This window comes from Gilliamella sp. W8123, assembly GCF_016101085.1.
GTDB classification, from domain to species: domain Bacteria; phylum Pseudomonadota; class Gammaproteobacteria; order Enterobacterales; family Orbaceae; genus Gilliamella; species Gilliamella apis.
On the sequence record NZ_JACFRE010000001.1, the window covers coordinates 296,457 to 312,118 of the forward strand.

Here is a 15,662-nt window from a genome sequence, read left to right on the forward strand (position 1 = left end):
TTGACTAAATAACAGCCTATTATTGCGCTAAAAATCACCTAAAGTATAGTGACTGAAAATAATCTATGCAACTTCTTTTAAAGTCTAAATTGTTAACTTTTGTAAAGTTTAATCTCAACAACATCAATACACAAAAACCTTATTTCATAATTCTTGCCTACCTAGTTTTAGATATTTTTACCTATTCTGATCATTTCAGTTATTAAGGATTTTAAACTCAAAAACCCCCTTTCCTCAAAATTTTTTAGTTCTTTATTTTTTAATTCTTTGAGTTTCGGACGTTTTGTTGTTTGGTGGCTAGTTCTATACGGTGAATACGTCCGAGTTAAGAGGGTTGGCGCGAACCCTCTTTACAATCTCCCGCGGCGACTACGCAAGTGGTCACGATGTGACTGCCTTCCGCCTTCGTTCGCTTTTAACGCACCGGCTGTGATTTGTTCCTGACAAAGCACCGCCTTGGCAAACATCCCTGTTTGCCATGCTAACCTCACTCAGTTGTCAGCACATTGCCAATGTCGCTAAATTAAATACACCATACTTATTTGCCAAAATAAACTCTTATGTTTATAGCAAGCTAATTTTAGTTTTAAAACCGATTTCGGGGAAACTTGGGCGGGATTTTGGCTTTAAAAACCCCGTTCCGCAAAATTTTGAGGAACAGGGTTTTTAATTGGCTAATGTATTCTTGGTTGTTAGCTTATTGATGGTACTAAAACTGGTTCTAAATTTTATTAGCGATGATTAAAAGAAGTTTTCATAGATTAATTTGATGCTCATGATGGTTGAAACGGTAATTAACATTGGTCTTATTAATTTTCGTCCTTTAGCTATAACCATTTTTGCCCCTAATCTTGCGCCAATAAATTGGCCAACTAACATAACTAAACCAATTGACCATACTACTTCACCGCCAGCAATAAAGAAGATTAATCCTGCTAAATTAGAGGTAAAATTGAGTACTTTGGTATGGGCGGTTGCTTTAGTTAAATTGAATCCAGCCAGAGTAATATATGCGAGTGCATAGAATGATCCGGCGCCGGGGCCAAAAAATCCATCATAAAAGCCAATAATCAACGCAGGAATCAAAGCAAATTGTAAAATTGAAAGCCGACTATTACGATCACTATCTCCGATTGTTGGTGATAGTAGAAAATAAAGTCCTACGCTGATGGTTAATATTGGTAATAATAATTTTAAGAAATCCGCTTGTATATGCATGACTGATAATGTGCCAATAGCGGAACCTATGAATGCACAAGCAATCGCCCATTTTTGCTGTTTTAAATCAACCATACGCTGGCGAATAAAATAGAAACTAGCAGAAAAAGAACCGCCACAACTTTGTAATTTATTAGTGGCTAACGCACTAGCTGGTGGTAATCCTACAGCCAGTAGTGCCGGTACCGTTAATAGTCCACCGCCACCAGCAATTGAATCTATAAAGCCTGCTAACGTCGCAATTAAAAAAAGTAAAGCCAGTAATTCGTAACTCATGATTATTTTACATCACTACATTGAGCCCGATAGCGAAGATAATGATCCATTAATACGATAGCGACCATTGCTTCAGCAATAGGTACTGCTCGAATACCGACACAAGGATCATGTCTACCATGGGTTGAAACTTCGACACTTTCGCCATTAATATTAATTGATTGTCCAGCAATTTCAATACTTGGGGTTGGTTTTAATGCTATGCTGCTAATAATAGTTTGACCCGAGCTAATTCCCCCCAAAATACCACCAGCATGATTTGATAAAAATCCTTGTGGGGTTATTTCGTCACGATTTTCACTACCACGTTTATTAACCGCAGCAAAACCATCACCAATTTCAACCCCTTTTACTGCATTAATGCTCATTAATGCATGGGCAAGATCAGCATCTAACTTATCAAAGACGGGCTCACCTAAACCTACTGGAACATTTTCAGCCACAATGCAGACTTTAGCGCCAACTGAATCGCCCTCTTTTTTGAGCTGTCTTAATAGTTGATCAAGAGCCTCTAATTTACTTTCATCTGGACAGAAAAAAGGATTTTGATCGACCTGTTGCCAATCATTTAATTGGCACTGGATATCGCCCATTTGAGCTAAATAACCACGAATGGTAATACCTAATTTTTGATGTAAATATTTTTTGGCAATAGCACCTGCCGCAACACGCATGGCAGTTTCGCGTGCCGATGAGCGACCACCACCACGATAATCCCGAATACCATATTTTTTTTGGTAGGTATAATCGGCGTGACTCGGTCTAAAAATATCTTTTATTTTGCTGTAATCTTGTGAACGTTGGTCGGTGTTTTCAATTAATAATCCAATACTAGTACCAGTAGTCACACCTTCAAATACCCCGGATAGGATTTTTACTTGATCAGCTTCTCGACGTTGGGTAGTGTAACGAGATGAACCAGGACGACGGCGATCAAGATCGTGTTGCATATCGGATTCAGTTAAATTCATTCCTGGTGGCACGCCATCAACAATGCAACCTAATGCAATACCATGTGATTCACCAAAGGTTGTGACTTTAAATAATTTACCGATTGAATTTCCTGCCATAGTTCTTATTCCAATTTTTTTATTTTATAGTTAATTTATTTAAAATAGTGCTGATAAGTCTTCAAGTCAGCCTGAGTGATTGCAAATACGCCAAATCCACCATGCTCAAAACTGATCCAGTTAAAGGGTACATCTGGATATTGTTGTTGTAAAGACACCCAGCTATTACCAACTTCGCAGACTAATACACCATCAGGTGTTAGATAGTCACAAGCATCGTGTAAAATTCTTTTTGCTAAATCTAATCCATCAAATCCTGCTTCGAGTGCTAATTTTGGCTCATATAAAAACTCGTCGGGAAGATCATTCATATCTTCATCATCGACATATGGAGGATTAGTCACAATTAGGTCGTATTTTTTGTTCTCTAATTGATTAAATAGATCGGATAAAATTGGTGTAACTTGATATTGCATATCATGCAATTCAATATTAGTTTGAGCGACATCTAACGCTTCTAATGAAATATCGGTAATATCAACTTGAGCATCAGGAAATGCATAAGCACAAGCAATACCAATACACCCACTACCAGTACAGAGATCTAAAATATTTTTTGGTTGACTACTGATTATATCTTTAAACTGATTATTAATCAGTTCACCAATAGGAGAACGTGGGATTAAGACTCGTTCATCAACGTAAAAACTATGACCACAAAACCACGCTTGATTAGTTAGGTAAGGTGTAGGTAAGCGATCATTAATACGTTTGTTAATGATCTCATTTAATTGTTGTTTTTCATCACTAGTCAGATTTGCGGCATAAAACTCTGGAGGAATAAATAGTGATAAGCCGAGCGTAGCTAAAATAAGTTGTTTAGCTTCATCGATAGGATTATCGGTGCCATGGCCTAAAAAGATGTCTGATTGACTAAGTTGCGAAGTGGTCCAGCGTATATAATCCTGAACAGTGCGTAAGTTTTCCATAGTAACTCCGAAAGATCGTGGAGAGGAAGAGATTAATCGTCACGTCAGGTCATTAAAGCTGAGGTAAATGCCAAGACCATATTAATAGATTTTGTTGGCAATGCTAAAGAACCTAATGGCTCTTTCCTTCGATGACTGAATAAATATTCATGGCGGTGAGGAAGGGATTCGAACCCTTGATACGTTGCCGTATACACACTTTCCAGGCGTGCTCCTTCAACCACTCGGACACCTCACCTTAATTTAGCCCTGCTTTTTGAAAGCAGGGTGCATACTATAATTATCTGCAAACAATTAATCAAGTGTTAATTCATGTAAACGATGGTTCCGAATACTAATAAAACAGCTAAAATAAGAACCGTTGCAACTAAAGCATATTTTAAATTGATACTCATATTACTTATTCCTTACTTTTTGTTTATAACTACTCAATTGGTTTATCTAAAGAAAGAAATCCACCTCTAACCTTACTAGCTTCAAGATTAGGATAATTTGGTATTAAATCAAGTAAGATTTCGACTGCCTCATCTAGAAATGCATCAGGCTGTTTATAACCTTTAGGTAGATCTTTTAATTTAGTAATTGGCGCTAAACCAGCACGGTTTAAACGTTCATTCATTCTTTTTAAATCACGATCATCGTTAGTTTTTTGTTCAGTTTCTCGCTCATTTTTATTTAAAGAAACCACATATTGATCATCTTTTTTATCATTAAACCGCTTAATATCCTCTTCAATATAATTAAATTCAGGATTATTAGCAATTCGAGCTTGGTGCTGTGATTTTAAGTTAGCTAATAAAGGTTTAATGTTAGCAACAGTGAGATAATCAGCTGATGGAATTTTATCCCACGGCATGGCATTATCTAAGAATCGTTCTCCCATTTCATCGACATATTGGCTTTTCGTCATTTCGATATCAGGTACAACACCTTTTAACTGAGTACTGCCACCATTAATACGGTAAAATTTTTGTACCGTGTATTGTGCACCACCAAGTTCTGGCCATTTAGGGTGTAATCGCGCATCTACTGGATATGAAATGTTACGAGAAGTTTGTACTGTTCCTTTACCATAGGTCGTTTCACCAACAATAACTGCTCGCCCATAATCTTGCATCGCTGCAGAGAAGATTTCTGATGCCGAAGCACTATAACGATTGATCATGACAACAACTGGGCCTGTGTATTCAATACCTTTATTTTTGTCATCATAAGTGGTGATCTTTTGTAAATTATCCCGTACTTGTACAACTGGACCGCTGTCAATAAATAACCCTGTTAATTCGATAACTTCAGCTAATGAACCACCACCGTTATCTCGTAAATCAATAACTAGACCTTGTAGTTTTTCACTATTGGCTTCGAGGATTAATGATTCAACTTTTTTGGTCAAGCCAATATAAAAACTTGGTATTTCAATCACACCGATTTTTCCACGGCTATTATTGATAGTTTTCAATTTAGCTTCACGATCTTCAAAATGAATTTTATCACGAGTGATTTCGATCACTTTCGGTTTACTATTATTACCCGCTGGTAAAATTTCTAATTTAACTACGGTATTTTTAGGTCCACGGATTTTGTCAACAATATCATCTAAACGCCAACCGATGACATCTTCAATAGCAGAATTACTTTGCCCTACACCAATAATTCTGTCGCCGACTGATAATAATTTACTTTTTTCAGCAGGGCCGCCAGTAACAAAAGACATAATAACAGTATAATCATCTTGTTGACTAAGCGTTGCACCAATACCTTCAAAAGACAGACTCATTTCTGAATCAAAATCACGTTTTTTACGTGGTGCTAAATAACTGGTATGAGGATCGATTTCTCGCGCAAAAGCGTTCATAAATACTTGGAAACAATCTTCATTATTAGATTGAACAATCGTTTTTAATACTCGTTGATAACGTTTAGTTAGAACTTCACGAATTTGGCTTTCATTTTTACCAGTTAAAGATAAATTTAACTCATCATATTTAACTCGTTTATCCCAATATTCATCGAGCTCTTTTTCAGAGGTTGGCCACGCCATATCTTCACGTTTGAAATTTATTTGGTCTTTAGTATTAAAGTCCATAGGACGTTGTAAGACCTGAAGCGCATATTGATAACGATTATAGCGTTTTTGCAAGAATAGGTTGTAAATATCGTAAGCGGTTTTTAAATCGCCATCAATCAGTTCTTGTCCCAATTGCTCTTGGCGATCACGGAATTTATTTACATCATCTTGCAGAAAGAGGGTTTTATTACCATCTAATAATTTGAAATAACGATCGAAAATTTTAGCAGAAAAGGCACCATCTAACGAAAAGTCACGGTAATGTGACTGGGTAAAAAAGTTGGTCACACGTTTAGCAACCACTTGATGTACTTCGTCTTGCTTTAAAACAGGAATTTGTTCAGTCGCCGGCGTTTTGGCCTGAGCAGTTGTACTAATAATACATAAAATGAGACCGAATTTAACAAAACTTTTCAGTAGCTTATTCATATAAATTCTCTATCTATTAATAATATGCTCAGGTTTAACCATTAACTCCATTCCAGCGCCTACTTTAACTTTGATATGTTCCTTTTCAATTGTAATGATTTGTCCTTTTATTGGTTTATTACCAACATTAACTTTAACAAAATCACCTAATTTCAAAGTACGAGGTTTTCTAGCTGGTTTTGGGGTCGCTTTGCGTTTTTGTTTGGCACGTTCTTTAGCTTGTTCTTTGCTTTCTTTCAATTGCTGTTGTGCATGTTCCATTTGTTCTTTGGTGATAACTTCAGTTGGATTACCATTTAAATCAACGCGATGAGCACCTTCTTTTATACTATATAGGTAACGCCAACCCATTGTATAAGCTCTTAATGCAACACGGAGTTTGGTTTTACTAAGTATTTCACTATTTTCAAGATGAGAAAGGATATCTTGAAAGATGCCAATTTTTAAAGGTTTGGCTTCCCCTTCAATTGTAAAACAATTCGGAAACTGTTGAGCTAAATAAATAATAATCTCTTTACTATTCGTTAATTGAAACTTATTTTCCATTGGTTATTCCATTGTAGCAACTAAAATTTTCTGACGTTAGAGTATATATCAGCTTATACAATAACACTAATTATCTTTTTTATGTTTATTAATAAAGGTAATAAAATCCTTAATGCCGTTACGCATTAGCCATGAACTAACAATTGTTTGTTCTTCAATAGATAGCTGTTCAAAAGCAGTCATCCAAAGTTGTAGCGGATCTATTGGCGAAACAACATAAGTCGCACTTTCTTCTTCAAGACATAAAGCTTTTTTCACATCTATCGATAAACTACTTATATGATATTCAAGCGCTTTACCACGAACACCAGATCGTTTTCGAGAAGTCCACTTTTCAGCTCTTGCTTTACGGTTAATCCCTTGCGTTGTTGAAGGCATTCCAGCAACGCTTAATAGTTCTTTGGGAGAGAACCACTCTTTCATTTTAATTACCCTATTTTTAAGAAACAAGAAAAAAATTACAGAAATTAAAGAAACTTTGTTACAATAATAAGAAACAACTTATTAATGATGTTAAAAGTTAAATTATAAACTTACTGGTTTTAATAACATGAAAGCATAACATAGATATTTAATGTTATAAACTACGAAGGAAGAAAAAATGGAAATAAAATCCAACGACTGGCACAAAGCAGATATAATTGCAGCATTAAAAAAGAAAGGTACTACACTGGCTGAATTATCTCGTAAATCAGGTTTGAGCTCATCAACATTAAGCAACGCACTAGTGAGACCGTGGACCAAAGGAGAAACTATTATAGCCAAGGCTCTTAATTTGAAACCTTCGCAAATTTGGCCAAGTCGTTATATTAATTCCATGACAAAACAACCAATTAAGCGAGTTTTAAGAAAAAAACGAGACGATAAAGGATAAAACAATAACTAGAGATAAACATCTTATCCACTTTAAAAAAATGGAAACATAAAGAAACAAAAATGTTTCCATATATTCGTTTTATCCTTTTATATCAATTATTAAGGTTAATTATTATTATTGAAATTTATGATTCGGTCATTTTCTACAACAGTAAAGCTATGCTATGATTAGCTATCTTTTGTTATAAATCATAAATTAATAGGCAAGAATCCATGAAAAATCTTAGTAAAATTTTGGTCGTTCTTTTTTCAATATTGGCATTAGCAGCATGTTCACAAAAAAATTATTTTGAACAAGGAGCCCCTCTAAGTCACGAAAAAGTGAATAAAATAGTGGAAGGTTCGACCACTGAAACACAGCTTTTACATATTTTTGGTGAACCAACAGCTAAAACCGTTATTAATAGCAATGAGACTAAATGGACTTATAAATATCTTAAAAAGAGTTCAACGAATAATGTTTTATTAGGTGAAACGCAATATGATATTGTCGAAGGTACTTTAGAAGTCATTGTTAATCAAGGTGTAGTTACTTGGTTTAATTACGATCAAAATAATAAACAGAAAAAATGGTAATTCTTATTACTAATTAAGTAAGGCACATCAAATTGATGTGCTTTTTAGTTTATTTTCTCTAAACCATATAGAATAGCTAAACTTACTTATTCATCAAACGTCAATTTTCTTATACTCAAATTAAAGCTTTTGCACAGATTGTAACCATAATCCCTATTCTGTTCTGGACAAAAATAACCATTAGGTTATACTCTTTGCCGAAATTAACCAGACAATCGCTGCTTTGTTGTAGTCCCTTGCAAAAGGGAGACAAACAGAGGGGAGGAAAGTCCGGGCTCCATAGGGCAGAGTGCCAGGTAACGCCTGGGGGGTTTTGGCGCGAGCTAAAATTCACGACTAGTGCAACAGAGAGTATACCGCCGATGGCTTAGTAATAAGATCAGGTAAGGGTGAAAGGGTGCGGTAAGAGCGCACCGCGCAACTGGTAACAGTTGTGGCACGGTAAACTCCACTCGGAGCAAGGTCAAATAGGGATTCATTGGCGCGGCCCGCGTTGAATCCGGGTAGACTGCTTGAGCTAATGCGTGAGTATTAGCCTAGAGGAATGATTGTCCACGACAGAACCCGGCTTATCGGTTAATTTCGCTCTTTTACTTTTCTGTTGTATCTTGTTTCACTTGCTTTTTATTATTCAACCAACGTTTAAATGCTAGCCAAAGTGTAAAAAGCAAACCTAATAGCAATAAAATTACTGGTATTAACATCAATAACGACATGATTTGCTTTTCATAGGTTTTGAAAATCGGCGATAAGCCGAATAAATAACCTAATGTAACAATTAAGAAAATCCATAATGTCGCACTGATCCAGTTATAAATATGAAATTTACGGCTATGTAAACCTGATAATCCCGCCATCATTGGTAATAAAGTACGCACAAATGCAATAAATCGTCCGATAAATAAGGCTTGTAATCCGTATTTATGAAATAAAACTTCCGATTTACGATGATATTTTTCGGGTAAATGCGCCATCCAATTTTGCACAATTTTGGTATTGCCAAGCCAGCGCCCCTGCGCATAACCAAGCCATGTACCAAATGCGGCACCCGCAATTAGAATTAAGTTTATTAAACCAAAATGAAAAACATTTTGACTAATTAATACGCCAGTTAGAAACAATAAACTATCACCCGGTAAAAAGGCTGCTGGTAACACACCATTTTCTAATAAAATGATAACAAAAAGCATGCCATATAATATCCATAACACATTCGGATTTGAGAGTGTTGCAAGATCCATATGAACAAATGCTTGATAGAGTGTAATGATTGTATCCATTTAGCTTAATATCTCATTAATGTATTATTGTTAGTGGTTAATAGTACCACCTACCGTTAAATTATTCACTTTTAAAGTCGGTTGGCCAACACCAACCGGTACACTTTGCCCTGCTTTACCACAAACGCCAACACCTGAATCTAATTCTAGATCATTCCCTACCATTGAAATCTGTTGCATAGTTTCAATACCTGAACCAATAAGTGTTGCACCTTTAACTGGCATAGTAATTTTACCTTTTTCAATTAAATAAGCTTCTGAAGTTGAAAAAACAAATTTACCCGAAGTTATATCAACTTGCCCACCAGCAAAGTTAGGGGCATATAAACCATAATCAACACTTTGAATAATCTCATCAAAACTCGATGTTCCGGCAAGCATGTAAGTATTGGTCATTCTAGGCATTGGTAAATATGCGTAACCTTCACGACGGCCATTACCAGTCGAAGAACAATTCATTAATTTTGCATTGAGCTTATCAAACATATAACCTTTTAAAATGCCATTTTCAATTAATACCGTTTTTTGGCTAGGTGTGCCTTCATCATCAATAGAAAGTGAACCACGACGATTAGCAATAGTACCATCATCAACTATAGTACAAAGTTCTGAGGTAACTTGCTGACCAATTTTACCGGAAAATACCGAGCTATTTTTACGATTAAAGTCCCCTTCTAATCCGTGTCCTACTGCTTCGTGCAGTAATACACCAGGCCAACCTGCGCCTAACACCACCGGCATTGTGCCTGCCGGTGCTGGCTTAGCTGAAAGTAATACTAAAGCCTGTCGCACCGCTTCGCGAGTATAACTATCGATATGGCTTTCACCAGTTTTAACATTAGTTGTTAAAAAATAGTCATAACCAAATCGGCCACCACCACCACTGCTACCTCGTTCACGTTTACCATCTTGTTCCACTAGAACTGATACCGATAAGCGTACTAATGGACGAACATCAGCACTTAAGGTTCCATCAGTAGCTGCGATTAAGATATCTTCATAACTACCAATTAAGCTTGCCGATACTTCAATTACTCTTGAATCGATCGATCGGGCTAATTTATCCACTTGCTGTAATATGGCAATCTTTTGTTCCTGAGCAAAACTGTTTATTGGATTTATCGAAGGATAGAGCGTGATATCTTGCGCCGTTTTAAAAGGTGTAACTGCTATAGGTGTTTGCTGTTTAGTAATTGAATTAGCGGCCAATACACTCTGTTCCAAGCGAGCTAATGACAATTGATCGGTATAAGCAAATCCAGTTTTTTCACCAATAATTGCTCGCACACCAACACCTTGATCACGATGGAAAGAAGCATTTTTGATTATACTATCTTCAAGTGACCAACTTTCATAATAACCGGATAGAAAATATAAATCACCAAAATCAATTTTTCTTGAACTTAACATATCAAGTAAATTAGCTATATCTTGTTGATTTAAGTTATTTGGGTGGAGTAACCTTTCACTCACTTGAGTTACTTTCATAAATTCCTTAATCTACTGATTATAAAAATAAAAAAATTTGTTTCTGACTATCACTTATCAATTAGATTTTACTCAGTTTTATGGTTAATACAGTTAAACTAATTACATAAGTACAACATCATACTGTTCTTGTATATAAAGTGGTTCAACTTTTACTTCAACTCGTTTGCCCACAAAGACTTCAACTTCGGCTAAAGCATGAGACTCGTCATTGGTCAGTGCATTGGCTACTGCGGCAGATGCATAAACTAAGAAGTACTCAGAGCGATGAGCTTTATAAACACGAACAATCTCACGCAATATTTCATTACATACTGTTTCGACAGATTTAACAATACCACGACCTTTACAAGATGGACATTCTTCACAAAGAATATGGCCAATACTTTCACGCGTACGTTTACGGGTCATTTCGACTAATCCTAAACCGGAGAAAGTATTAACGGATGTTCGTGCTCGATCTTTAGCTAAAAAATCTTGTAAAGATTGTAATACCCGTTCACGGTGAATATCTTCTTGCATATCGATAAAATCGATAATAATAATGCCACCTAAATTACGTAATCTTAATTGGCGAGCAATGGCAATCGTTGCTTCGATATTGGTATTGAAAATGGTTTCTTCTAAATTACGATGGCCGACAAATGCACCGGTATTAATATCAATGGTAGTCATGGCTTCGGTTTGATCAATAATCAAATAACCACCTGATTTTAATTTAACCTTTCTATCTAGCGCTCTTTGAATTTCATTTTCAATATCATACAGATCGAAAATTGGAATATTGCCACGATAATGGGTTAGTTTGCTAGTTACTTCAGGCATAAATTCCTGAGTAAACTCAACTAACAAGTCATAAGTTAATTTTGAGTCAACTAATATACGTTCGATTGGATCACCAACAAAATCACGTAATACTCGTTGCGATAAAGCTAGCTCTCCATATACTAAATTTTTACTAACCGGACGAGCCATTCTTTCTTGAATTTTTGTCCATAGTCGTTTTAAAAAATTAGCATCTTGTTCAAGCTCGTGGGCATTTGCCCCTTCTGCAGCTGTTCTTACAATAAAACCGCCTTCATCAGAGACATACTGCTCAACGATTTTTTTCAGCCTTTCTCGCTCTTCTTCAGATTCAATTCGTTGTGATGTAGCAACATGGGTCGAATTTGGCCCCGGCATTAAAACTAAATACCGTGAAGGTAATGTAATGTCAGTGGTCAACCTAGCTCCTTTAGTTCCTAAAGGATCTTTAACCACCTGAACCATTAAGTCTTGACCTTGGCGAACCAGTTCAGAAATATCTTTAACTTGAAATTGTTCTTGATCACTATCAGAAACACATTCAGTATGTGGCATAATATCTGAAGCATGCAAAAAAGCAGCTTTTTCAAGACCAATATCTACAAAAGCGGCCTGCATACCAGGTAAGATACGAATCACTTTTCCTTTATAAATATTGCCAACAATTCCTCGGCGCGATTCACGATCAACATGGATCTCTTGTAAAATACCGTCTTCAATATAAGCAACACGAGTCTCTGAAGGCGTCACATTCATTAATAATTCAACAGACATAATGATTCCTTTTTAATTGATAGCAAAGTTCCGTCTTATTATTCGTAAAAATAGATAAATCACTATCCATAATACCCCATCAACACAACTAGATATTAAAATTAAAGGCGAAATCGTTATGGTGTGATAAATAGTAACCTGAAATAAAAATATTAAAAAATTGTAACAAAGCGATACAACAAAGATAACAATTGCTTGCTGCCAGAGCGCTAAATTACGAATCAACTGAAATTTAAACAGCAGCAAGTAAGCTATACAGGAAAAAATAAACGCATGAATACCAAGAATAGATCCGGAAAATAGATCCAAGACTATGCCTAATATAAAGGCCATCCCCATTCCAATACGATGAGGAAGCGCTATTAACCAATACGCCATGATTAACATTAATAAATGCGGTTTAAGCATATTATAATCAGCTGACCATGGAATAATCTGTAAACATAAGCCTATCAACAGTGTTAACCAAATAATCAAAATACTAAATCGACTATTCCCCCTCATGTTTTACTCCTTGTTCGCCCCATAGTAATAATAAATAGCGTAAACGTTTTAAATCCGCTGTAGGTGTAGCAGAAATAATTGGGGTTGAATCACTAATATCAAGTTTCACTGAGCTTACCACAGCCACTGGATAGCCTTCAGGGAAGCGACCATCAAGTCCAGAAGTAACTAAAACATCACCAACTTTGATATCAACATTATTAGGTAAAAAATCAAGGGTTAAATCATTACTACATCCATTACCAACTGCTACCATAGAAATATCATTTCTTAGTACTTGCACAGGGATTGCATGTTGATAATCACAAACTAATATCGCACGGCTGGTTGATTGAGCCGTTTGATAAATTTGTCCAACAATTCCTTTCTCATCTACGACTGGTTGACCAACATAAACACCATTATTTTTTCCTTTATTGATCACAACTTGGTAAACATAAGGATCAGTATCAGCTAATAAAACTTGAGCAGCCATTTTGTGTTCATCATGTCTTAATGGAGAACCTAATAATCCTCTTAGGCGATCATTTTCATGTTTCAAATGTTCAAGTAGTAGTAGATCACTTTTCTGTTGCATTAACGTTTCTTGCAATTTGCTATTTTCATTAACTAACGCTTCTTGTGTTTTTGACATTTCATAAAGAGAGTCAAATGATGATTTTGGTGCGTTTGAAACATTATAAAGTGGTGAAATTATGGTATCTAAGTAATAACGAATCTCTTTAAAAGGACGATAATTAATATCTAATACCATTAGCGTCAGAGCAAGTGTTAGCGCAATAAATAGTTGTACACTCAGAGGCGAACGTTTAGAAAAAAGTAATTTCATTGTTCAGTATTTACCTGTTATATACTAAGTAGTTAACTATTCTAATATATGACTCCGCCGACAATGTCGGCGGATAAAATGAAATAGTTGGTTACTTATTAGTAATTATTTAACGTTATTCTTCACTAAAGAGATCACCACCATGCATATCAACCATATCAAGTGCTTTACCACCACCACGCGCTACGCAAGTTAGAGGATCTTCAGCGACAACAACATGGATACCAGTTTCAGCCGATAACAATTTATCAATATTACGCAATAATGCACCGCCACCGGTTAATACCATACCATGCTCAGAAATATCTGAAGCAAGTTCTGGTGGACATTGTTCAAGTGCTACTTTAACCGCGCTAACAATACCACTTAATGGTTCTTGCAATGCTTCTAATATTTCATTTGAATTTAAGGTAAAGCTACGTGGTACACCTTCGGCTAAATTACGGCCACGCACTTCAATTTCAAGCACTTCATCACCTGGATAAGCACTACCAATAAAGTGCTTAATTTTTTCAGCGGTTGCTTCACCAATTAATGCACCATAATTACGACGAACATAATTAATAATTGCTTCATCAAAGCGGTCACCACCAATACGTGCCGACGCGGAATAAACCACACCATTTAACGAAATAACGGCGACTTCAGTTGTACCACCACCGATATCAACCACCATTGAGCCAGTCGGTGCTGAAACAGGTAAATCAGCGCCAATAGCTGCAGCCATTGGTTCTTCAATTAAGTAAACTTCACGTGCGCCAGCACCTAATGCTGATTCACGAATAGCCCGGCGTTCAACTTGTGTAGCACCTACAGGCACACAAACTAGTACACGCGGACTTGGTCTTAAAAAACTATGGCTATGAACTTGGCGAATAAAGTACTGTAACATTTTTTCAGTTACGGAAAAGTCTGCAATTACACCATCTTTCATTGGTCTAATCGCTGCAATATTACCAGGGGTTCGTCCTAGCATCTGTTTCGCAGCATGGCCAACTGCAGCAACACTTTTAGGTGTTCCAGAGCGATCTTGACGAATGGCAACAACGGAAGGTTCGTTAAGCACAATGCCTTGCCCTTTAACATAAATAAGCGTATTGGCTGTACCTAAATCAATCGATAAATCATTTGAAAACAAGCCGCGAACTTTTTTGAACATAATAAAAACTCTTCCTAGAATTAATCTTGTTTGAATATATTTGAGTATTCAGAAGCAAACTAAGGCATCTACAAAATATATATATTTCTATATTTTATCCGATAAATAAGAGATTTTTTAGCAGATAAAAACCACAGCTAGCTTCAATAATAATTAAGGGTTACTATTGTATCGCAATTCTAAAATAATACCTAGAAAATAGTATAACAAGTGTTTGTAAAGGAGATATATAATGACAAATTACGATTTACAGTGTATCCTTCCGCGTTAATGTTGAGTTACAAACTTAGTATCGTATTAAAAGGTAACTTTTAAGGTATTGAGTATGCATTAAAATAATTGTTATTTATATCAAATAAACACGGTGTAATTCATGGATATACGCAAAATTAAAAAGTTAATTGAATTAGTAGAAGAGTCAGGTATTTCTGAACTTGAAATTTCTGAAGGTGAAGAATCAGTTCGAATTAGTCGATCTATGCCTGCGGCAAACTATTCTGCGCCAGTGCAAAATATTCAAATCCCTCAACCAGCTCCTGTTGTGGTTGCTCCAACTGTTGAAGCAGAAGTCATCGCAGATACCAATACAATTAATGGTACCACAATAAAATCACCAATGGTTGGTACATTTTATCGTACCCCTAGTCCGGAATCGAAAGCATTTGTTGAAGTCGGCCAATCGGTAAATGTTGGTGATGTACTTTGCATTGTTGAAGCGATGAAAATGATGAACCAAATTGAATCAGAAAAAGCAGGGACTATTAAAGCTATTTTAGTTGAAAATGGTCAACCAGTTGAATTCGATCAACCGCTATTCATTATTGAATAATCAGAAA

At 36.0% G+C, this 15,662-nt stretch carries 16 protein-coding genes, 1 tRNA gene and 1 other RNA gene; 4 read left to right on the forward strand and 14 right to left on the reverse strand.

Annotated features, from left to right (window positions below; genetic code table 11):
* Nucleotides 1–741: 741 nt before the first annotated feature.
* The 8 genes from H3T56_RS01340 to H3T56_RS01375 form a co-directional block, all read right to left on the reverse strand.
* On the reverse strand, nucleotides 742–1,494 hold the full coding sequence (locus H3T56_RS01340; RefSeq protein WP_065650772.1) for a TSUP family transporter: 753 nt from the start codon (nucleotides 1,492–1,494) through the stop codon (nucleotides 742–744).
* A gap of 2 nt (nucleotides 1,495–1,496) precedes the next feature.
* The gene (gene aroC, locus H3T56_RS01345) at nucleotides 1,497–2,564 is read right to left on the reverse strand and encodes a chorismate synthase (protein WP_198191833.1); all 1,068 of its coding nucleotides are present in this window, start codon (nucleotides 2,562–2,564) and stop codon (nucleotides 1,497–1,499) included.
* A 35-nt stretch (nucleotides 2,565–2,599) separates the two neighbouring features.
* Entirely contained in the window at nucleotides 2,600–3,493 is an 894-nt protein-coding gene (gene prmB / locus H3T56_RS01350; RefSeq protein WP_198191834.1) for a 50S ribosomal protein L3 N(5)-glutamine methyltransferase, read from the reverse strand.
* Nucleotides 3,494–3,643: 150 nt separating this feature from the next.
* Nucleotides 3,644–3,731, reverse strand: a tRNA-Ser gene (locus tag H3T56_RS01355).
* 67 nt (nucleotides 3,732–3,798) lie between these two features.
* A complete protein-coding gene (locus H3T56_RS11715; protein ID WP_108720847.1) occupies nucleotides 3,799–3,888 on the reverse strand; it encodes a YnhF family membrane protein in 90 nt (29 codons plus the stop codon).
* Between the two features lie 29 nt (nucleotides 3,889–3,917).
* Nucleotides 3,918–5,990 (reverse strand): carboxy terminal-processing peptidase, encoded by a 2,073-nt coding sequence (gene prc, locus H3T56_RS01365; RefSeq protein ID WP_110453124.1) that lies wholly within the window; start codon nucleotides 5,988–5,990, stop codon nucleotides 3,918–3,920.
* Nucleotides 5,991–5,999: 9 nt separating this feature from the next.
* Nucleotides 6,000–6,536, reverse strand: a complete 537-nt coding sequence (proQ, locus tag H3T56_RS01370; RefSeq protein WP_065578570.1) for an RNA chaperone ProQ — start codon at nucleotides 6,534–6,536, stop codon at nucleotides 6,000–6,002.
* Between the two features lie 66 nt (nucleotides 6,537–6,602).
* Nucleotides 6,603–6,959, reverse strand: coding sequence for a DNA-binding protein (locus H3T56_RS01375; RefSeq protein ID WP_065578569.1), 357 nt, complete (start codon nucleotides 6,957–6,959; stop codon nucleotides 6,603–6,605).
* A 178-nt stretch (nucleotides 6,960–7,137) separates the two neighbouring features.
* Here H3T56_RS01375 and H3T56_RS01380 point away from each other — a divergent pair, with 178 nt between their 5' ends.
* From H3T56_RS01380 to rnpB, 3 genes are all read left to right on the forward strand, one after another.
* Nucleotides 7,138–7,410, forward strand: a complete 273-nt coding sequence (locus H3T56_RS01380; protein ID WP_065578568.1) for a helix-turn-helix transcriptional regulator — start codon at nucleotides 7,138–7,140, stop codon at nucleotides 7,408–7,410.
* Between the two features lie 215 nt (nucleotides 7,411–7,625).
* Entirely contained in the window at nucleotides 7,626–7,988 is a 363-nt protein-coding gene (locus H3T56_RS01385) for a hypothetical protein (protein WP_065578567.1), read from the forward strand.
* Nucleotides 7,989–8,187: 199 nt separating this feature from the next.
* An RNA gene (gene rnpB / locus H3T56_RS01390) (RNase P RNA component class A) lies at nucleotides 8,188–8,576 on the forward strand.
* 2 nt (nucleotides 8,577–8,578) lie between these two features.
* On the opposite strand, the gene H3T56_RS01395 is transcribed toward rnpB, so the two are convergent.
* The 6 genes from H3T56_RS01395 to H3T56_RS01420 form a co-directional block, all read right to left on the reverse strand.
* Entirely contained in the window at nucleotides 8,579–9,268 is a 690-nt protein-coding gene (locus H3T56_RS01395; RefSeq protein WP_086320101.1) for a DedA family protein, read from the reverse strand.
* Between the two features lie 30 nt (nucleotides 9,269–9,298).
* Complete coding sequence (gene tldD, locus H3T56_RS01400) at nucleotides 9,299–10,756, reverse strand: metalloprotease TldD (protein ID WP_198191835.1); 1,458 nt, start codon at nucleotides 10,754–10,756, stop codon at nucleotides 9,299–9,301.
* 102 nt (nucleotides 10,757–10,858) lie between these two features.
* Complete coding sequence (rng, locus tag H3T56_RS01405; protein ID WP_065578564.1) at nucleotides 10,859–12,334, reverse strand: ribonuclease G; 1,476 nt, start codon at nucleotides 12,332–12,334, stop codon at nucleotides 10,859–10,861.
* A 12-nt stretch (nucleotides 12,335–12,346) separates the two neighbouring features.
* The gene (gene mreD / locus H3T56_RS01410; protein ID WP_065578563.1) at nucleotides 12,347–12,838 is read right to left on the reverse strand and encodes a rod shape-determining protein MreD; all 492 of its coding nucleotides are present in this window, start codon (nucleotides 12,836–12,838) and stop codon (nucleotides 12,347–12,349) included.
* The gene (gene mreC / locus H3T56_RS01415; RefSeq protein ID WP_065650768.1) at nucleotides 12,825–13,667 is read right to left on the reverse strand and encodes a rod shape-determining protein MreC; all 843 of its coding nucleotides are present in this window, start codon (nucleotides 13,665–13,667) and stop codon (nucleotides 12,825–12,827) included. The genes mreD and mreC overlap by 14 nt, the downstream gene beginning before the upstream one ends.
* 115 nt (nucleotides 13,668–13,782) lie before the next feature.
* Nucleotides 13,783–14,826 (reverse strand): rod shape-determining protein, encoded by a 1,044-nt coding sequence (locus tag H3T56_RS01420; RefSeq protein WP_065562215.1) that lies wholly within the window; start codon nucleotides 14,824–14,826, stop codon nucleotides 13,783–13,785.
* Between the two features lie 373 nt (nucleotides 14,827–15,199).
* Between H3T56_RS01420 and accB the strand changes: the two genes are divergently transcribed.
* The gene (accB, locus tag H3T56_RS01425) at nucleotides 15,200–15,655 is read left to right on the forward strand and encodes an acetyl-CoA carboxylase biotin carboxyl carrier protein (protein ID WP_065578561.1); all 456 of its coding nucleotides are present in this window, start codon (nucleotides 15,200–15,202) and stop codon (nucleotides 15,653–15,655) included.
* The last annotated feature ends 7 nt before the right edge of the window (nucleotides 15,656–15,662 follow it).

Bases quoted from the DNA above. Each gene is read 5' to 3' on its own strand.
- H3T56_RS01340 (WP_065650772.1), bottom strand. From the start codon at position 1,494: ATGAGTTACGAATTACTGGCTTTACTTTTTTTAATTGCGACGTTAGCA.
- aroC (WP_198191833.1), bottom strand. From the start codon at position 2,564: ATGGCAGGAAATTCAATCGGTAAATTATTTAAAGTCACAACCTTTGGT.
- prmB (WP_198191834.1), bottom strand. From the start codon at position 3,493: ATGGAAAACTTACGCACTGTTCAGGATTATATACGCTGGACCACTTCG.
- H3T56_RS11715 (WP_108720847.1), bottom strand. From the start codon at position 3,888: ATGAGTATCAATTTAAAATATGCTTTAGTTGCAACGGTTCTTATTTTA.
- prc (WP_110453124.1), bottom strand. From the start codon at position 5,990: ATGAATAAGCTACTGAAAAGTTTTGTTAAATTCGGTCTCATTTTATGT.
- proQ (WP_065578570.1), bottom strand. From the start codon at position 6,536: ATGGAAAATAAGTTTCAATTAACGAATAGTAAAGAGATTATTATTTAT.
- H3T56_RS01375 (WP_065578569.1), bottom strand. From the start codon at position 6,959: ATGAAAGAGTGGTTCTCTCCCAAAGAACTATTAAGCGTTGCTGGAATG.
- H3T56_RS01380 (WP_065578568.1), top strand. From the start codon at position 7,138: ATGGAAATAAAATCCAACGACTGGCACAAAGCAGATATAATTGCAGCA.
- H3T56_RS01385 (WP_065578567.1), top strand. From the start codon at position 7,626: ATGAAAAATCTTAGTAAAATTTTGGTCGTTCTTTTTTCAATATTGGCA.
- H3T56_RS01395 (WP_086320101.1), bottom strand. From the start codon at position 9,268: ATGGATACAATCATTACACTCTATCAAGCATTTGTTCATATGGATCTT.
- tldD (WP_198191835.1), bottom strand. From the start codon at position 10,756: ATGAAAGTAACTCAAGTGAGTGAAAGGTTACTCCACCCAAATAACTTA.
- rng (WP_065578564.1), bottom strand. From the start codon at position 12,334: ATGTCTGTTGAATTATTAATGAATGTGACGCCTTCAGAGACTCGTGTT.
- mreD (WP_065578563.1), bottom strand. From the start codon at position 12,838: ATGAGGGGGAATAGTCGATTTAGTATTTTGATTATTTGGTTAACACTG.
- mreC (WP_065650768.1), bottom strand. From the start codon at position 13,667: ATGAAATTACTTTTTTCTAAACGTTCGCCTCTGAGTGTACAACTATTT.
- H3T56_RS01420 (WP_065562215.1), bottom strand. From the start codon at position 14,826: ATGTTCAAAAAAGTTCGCGGCTTGTTTTCAAATGATTTATCGATTGAT.
- accB (WP_065578561.1), top strand. From the start codon at position 15,200: ATGGATATACGCAAAATTAAAAAGTTAATTGAATTAGTAGAAGAGTCA.